Genomic DNA, 5096 nt, shown 5'->3' with positions numbered 1-5096 from the left:
GCCCCCGCACCCAGCCCCTCAATCCCCCGAAGCACCCGAATTCCCGGAGGGAACACACCATGAACGACACCCCCGAGCACGCGAACCCGTCCCCGCGTTCGCGCCCGCTGCTGCTCACCGCGGCCGCCGCCTGCACCCTGGTCCTGCTCGCGACCTCCTGCGCCCGGGGCGAGGAGCCCGCGGGCGGCGGCACCGGCGGAGGCGACACCGAGGGCCAGGCCCAGGTGCTGGACGAGGCCGCCGCCGGGGGTGGGACCTGCACCATCGACCAGTACGGCGGCGAGGGCTACGACCTGTCCGAGGTCAAGGTGGGCTTCTCCCAGTCCGAGGCCGAGTCCAACCCCTTCCGCATCACCGAGACCGCGTCCATCAAGGCCGAGGCCGAGGAGCGGGGCATCGACCTCATCACCGCCAACGCCCAGTCGGACTTCTCCCGGCAGATCACCGACGTGCAGGACCTCATCTCCCAGGGCGCCGAGGTGCTCATCATCGCCCCGCTCAACTCCGACGGGTGGAAGCCCGTGCTGGACGAGACCAAGGAGAAGGGCATCCCGGTCATCACCATCGACCGGGCCATCAACGGCACCGCCTGCGAGGACTTCGTCACCTTCATCGGCTCCGACTTCGTCGAGCAGGGCCGCCGGGCCGCGGACAAGATGATCGAGGCGCTGGACGGCGAGGGCGAGGTCGCGATCCTGCTCGGCGCGGCCGGCAACAACGTCACCACCCAGCGGACCGAGGGGTTCAAGGAGCGGATCGAGGCCGAGGCCCCAGGCATCGAGATCGTGTTCGAGCAGTCCGGCGACTTCACCCGCGAGGGCGGCCAGTCGGTCACCGAGCAGCTGGTCCAGTCCGACCCGGACATCGACGCGATCTACGCCCAGAACGACGAGATGGGCATCGGCGCGGTCACCGCCCTGGAGGGCGCGGGCAAGGAGCCCGGCGACGTGCGGATCGTGACCATCGACGGCACCCGGGGCGCGGTCGAGTACATCATCGACGGCTGGATCCACGCGGTCATCGAGTCCAACCCGCGCTTCGGCCCGCTGGCGTTCGAGGCCGCCGAGGCGTTCGGCGCCGGTGAGGAGGTCGGCACGAACCTCATCATCACCGACCGCGAGTACGACACCTCCAACGCCGAGGCGGAGGTCGGCAATGCCTACTAGGGCCACCGGTGCCGCGGGGGCCGGATCGGCCGCGCGGCGCCCCGGGAGGGGGACGCGATGACCGAGGCGGTGGCGCACGGCGGTGACGCCGCGCGCGACCCGGCGGTGCTGAGGGCCCACGGGGTGACCAGGAGGTTCCCCGGGGTCCTGGCCCTGGACCGGGTCGATTTCGAGGTGCTGCCCGGCGAGGTGCACGCGCTGGTCGGCGAGAACGGGGCGGGCAAGTCCACCCTGATCAAGCTGCTGACCGGGGTGTACCGGCCCGACGGCGGCGACCTGGAGTACCTGGGCGCGCCGGTGCGGTTCGCCAGCCCGCTCAGGGCGCAGCAGGCGGGGATCTCCACGATCTACCAGGAGGTGAACCTGCTGCCGCTGCTGAGCGTGGCGCGCAACCTGTTCCTGGGGCGCGAGCCGCGCCGGTTCGGTCTCATCGACTTCCCGCGCATGCACCGCGAGGCGCGGGACGTGCTGGCCGGGTACGGGGTGCACGTGGACGTGCGCCGCCCGCTGCGGGAGCTGTCGATGGGCGCCCGGCAGATGGTGGCGCTGGCCCGCGCGGTGGGCTCCGACGCCCGCGTGGTGATCATGGACGAGCCGACCTCGTCGCTGGAGCCGCGCGAGGTGGAGACCCTGTTCGAGGTCATCGGCGCCCTGCGCGAACGCGGCATCGGCGTGGTCTACGTCAGCCACCGGCTGGACGAGCTGTACCGGATCTGCGACCGGGTGACGGTGCTGCGCGATGGCCGGGTGGTGCACACCGGGGCGATGGCGGAGCTGGAGCGGCTGCGGCTCATCTCGCTGATGCTGGGCCGGGACGTGGCCGAGGTGGCCGGGGAGGGCGTCACCACGTTCTCCGGGGAGCACACCGAGGCGTCGTCGGAGCCGGTGCTGGAGGCCGAGGACCTGTCCGTCCGCCACCGGCTGCACGGGGTGTCCGTGCGGATCCGGCCGGGCGAGGTGGTGGGCCTGGGCGGCCTGCTCGGCTCGGGGCGCACCGAGACCGCGCAGGCGATCGCGGGCGCGCTGCCGGTGGATTCGGGCCGGGTCTCGGTGCTGGGGGTCCCGGTGCGGCGCCGGTCCACGGCGGCGGCGATCGCCGCCGGGATCGGGATGCTCACCGAGGACCGCAAGCACGAGGGCATCGTCCCGGGCTCGTCGGTGCGGGAGAACATCGCGCTGGCGGCGCTGCCCCGGCTGAGCCGGTTCGGGCTGGTGTCCGAGCGGCGGGTGGACCGGGTGGTGAAGGTGTTCATGGAGCGCCTGCGCATCAAGGCGGTGGGCCCGGAGCAGAAGGTGGAGGAGCTGTCCGGCGGCAACCAGCAGAAGGTGCTGCTGGCCCGGTGGCTGGCGCTCGAACCGCGGGTGCTGCTGCTGGACGAGCCGACCCGGGGCATCGACGTCGGCGCCAAGGCCGAGGTGCAGCGGCTGGTCGACGAGCTGGCCGCCGAGGGGCTGGGGGTGCTGCTCGTCTCCTCCGACCTGGAGGAGCTGGTGGAGGGCGCCGACCGGGTGCTGGTGCTCAAGGACGGTTCGGTGGTGGGCGAACTGTCCGGCGAGGAGGTCACCGAGCGGGCGCTCATGGCCGCCATCGCCGGGGAGCCGGTCACCGCGGCCGGGGAGCCCCTGGAGGATCCGGCGCGGGACGACGCGCGGCGGGACGGCGCACCGGCCGTCCGCGACGGAGAGGAGGTGCGGTAGTGGCGCAGGCCGTCTCCGGGGCCCGGCCCCGGGTGGACCGGGCGACCCTGCTCGCCTGGACGCGGGACTACGGCGTCTACGCCGGGGTCGCCGCGATCGTGCTGTTCAACATCGTGTTCACGCCCAACTTCCTGTCCCCGGAGAACTTCCGGGTGCAGGCGGTCCAGGTGGCCCCGGTGCTCATCGTGGCGCTGGGCATGGCCCTGGTCATCGCCACCGGCGGCATCGACCTGTCGGTGGGCGCGGTGATGGCCCTGTCCGCCTCAGCGATCGCCCTCTACCTGGGGTACGGGCCGGTGGTCGCGATCCTGGTGGCGCTCGTGCTGGGCGCCGCGGCGGGCGCGGTCAACGGGCTGCTGGTGGCCTTCGCGGGGATCCAGGCGATCATCGCGACCCTGGCGCTGATGATCGGCGGGCGGGGGCTGGCGCTGGTGCTGGTCCCCCAGCTCCAGGGCATCCGCAACCCGGACTTCCGGGCGCTGGGCTCGGGCGCGTTCCTGGGGATCCCGTACGTGGTGTGGATCGCCGCGGTACTGGTCGCCGTGGTGGTGTTCCTGGTGCGGCGCACGGTGTTCGGCCGGGGCCTGGTGGCGATCGGCGGCAACCGGCGGGCCGCGGAGCTGTCGGGGCTGCCCGTGCGGAGGACCCTGCTGCTGGTGTACGTGCTGTGCGGGGTGCTGGCGGCGGTCGCCGGGGTGCTGACCAGCGCGCGGCTCCAGGCCAGCGACCCCAACTCGGTGGGCGTGCTCATCGAGCTGTCGGCGATCACCGCCGTGGTGGTGGGCGGGACCCCGCTCACCGGCGGGCGGGTGCGCATCGCCGGGACCATCGCCGGGGCGGTGCTGATGCAGCTGCTGGTGGCGACGCTCATCAAGCACGACCTGCCGCCGTCGTGGACGCAGATGGCACAGGCCGCGGTCATCATCGGCGCGGTGTACCTGGCCCGGGATCGGAGGCGGACGTGAACATCGTGTGGCGTGACCTGTTCCAGCGGCACGGCGCCCTCATCGTGCTGGCGGCCGTGGTGGTCGTGGCGGGGGCGTCCCTGGACACCTTCCCGACCGTGGGCAACCTCAACAACGTGGCGGTCGGCGCGTCGTTCCTGGCCGTGATCGCGCTGGGGATGACCTTCGTGATCGTCACCGGCGGCATCGACCTGTCCGTGGGCACCGTGTTCGCCCTGGCCGGGGTGCTGGCGGCCTGGGCCTCGCAGTACGGGGCCGCGGCGGCGCTGCTGGTGCCGCTGCTGGTGTGCGGGGCGATCGGGGCGCTCAACGGGGCGCTGATCGCCCGGGCGGGGCTGGCCCCGTTCATCGTGACCCTGGCGACGATGCTCGGCTCGCTGGGGCTGATGCTGGCGGTGTCCCGGGAGGGCACCGTCACCTACCTGGTGCCCGACGGGCTGGCACTGGCCCCGCTGGTGCACGGGCGGCTGTTCGGCCTGATCGGCTACCCGGTGTTCCTGGTCATCGTGCTGTTCGCGGTCGGCGGGGTGGTCCTGGGCCGCAGCCGGTGGGGGCAGTACGTGTACGCGGTCGGCGGCAACGAGCAGTCGGCGGCGCTCATGGGCGTGCCGGTCGCCGGCGTCAAGGTGGGCGTGTACACGCTGTCGGGGCTGTGCGCCGGGCTGGCGGGCACCCTGAACGCGGTGTGGCTGGGGTCGGGGGTGACGATCTTCGGCATCGGCACCGAGCTGGAGGCGATCGCCGCGGTCGTCATCGGCGGCACCCTGCTGACCGGCGGCTACGGGTTCGTGGCCGGGACCCTGGCCGGGGTGCTGCTGCTCAAGGTGGTGCAGAACGTCATCAACGCCGTGGGCGGTCTGTCCTCCGCCTACCAGGAGGTCGTCAGCGGCCTGTTCCTGGTGGTCGTGGTGCTGGCCCAGAAGTGGTTGAGCCGGCCCGGCGCGGCGGCCCCCGCGGCCCCGCACGGTCCGCCCGAGCCGGTGCGGGCGGGCACGCCCTGAGAACCCGGCGCGCAGGGAACCCCGCGCGCACAGAGCTCGGCGCCGCCGGCCGGAGGCCGGCGGCGCCGATGCGTGTGAAGCGGTGGTGCCTGTGAAGCGGTGCTGCGGGCGCCGGTCCTAGAAGGCCGGGCCGGCGGCAAGGGCCTCGTCGATGGTCTCGGCGCGGGCCTCCTCGACCTCCTCGACCAGGTCGTCCTGGTGCGCCTCGAACTCCTCCACCACGGCGGTGCTGAAGGAGCGCAGCGCCACCTCCTGGGTGAGGATGT

4 protein-coding genes are annotated in these 5096 nt (G+C 73.2%); all 4 read left to right on the top strand.

Annotation, left to right across the window (positions count from 1 at the left end; genetic code table 11):
• The first annotated feature begins 59 nt into the window (after positions 1-59).
• Genes ACJOT3_RS32345 through ACJOT3_RS32330 form a run of 4 tightly spaced genes read left to right on the top strand, consistent with a single transcriptional unit; the run spans position 60 to position 4830 of the window.
• Positions 60-1166: an ABC transporter substrate-binding protein gene (locus ACJOT3_RS32345; RefSeq protein ID WP_406976932.1), complete on the top strand. Its 1107-nt coding sequence runs from the start codon at positions 60-62 to the stop codon at positions 1164-1166.
• A 57-nt stretch (positions 1167-1223) separates the two neighbouring features.
• On the top strand, positions 1224-2864 hold the full coding sequence (locus ACJOT3_RS32340) for a sugar ABC transporter ATP-binding protein (RefSeq protein WP_406976931.1): 1641 nt from the start codon (positions 1224-1226) through the stop codon (positions 2862-2864).
• On the top strand, positions 2864-3829 hold the full coding sequence (locus tag ACJOT3_RS32335; RefSeq protein ID WP_406976930.1) for an ABC transporter permease: 966 nt from the start codon (positions 2864-2866) through the stop codon (positions 3827-3829). Before ACJOT3_RS32340 ends, ACJOT3_RS32335 begins: the two co-directional genes overlap by 1 nt.
• Positions 3826-4830 (top strand): ABC transporter permease, encoded by a 1005-nt coding sequence (locus ACJOT3_RS32330; protein ID WP_406976929.1) that lies wholly within the window; start codon positions 3826-3828, stop codon positions 4828-4830. Before ACJOT3_RS32335 ends, ACJOT3_RS32330 begins: the two co-directional genes overlap by 4 nt.
• Positions 4831-5096 lie beyond the last annotated feature (266 nt).

This window comes from Nocardiopsis protaetiae (genome assembly GCF_045446735.1).
In the GTDB taxonomy this organism is placed as follows: domain Bacteria; phylum Actinomycetota; class Actinomycetes; order Streptosporangiales; family Streptosporangiaceae; genus Nocardiopsis; species Nocardiopsis protaetiae.
This window is presented reverse-complemented; position numbering and strand designations above follow the sequence as displayed.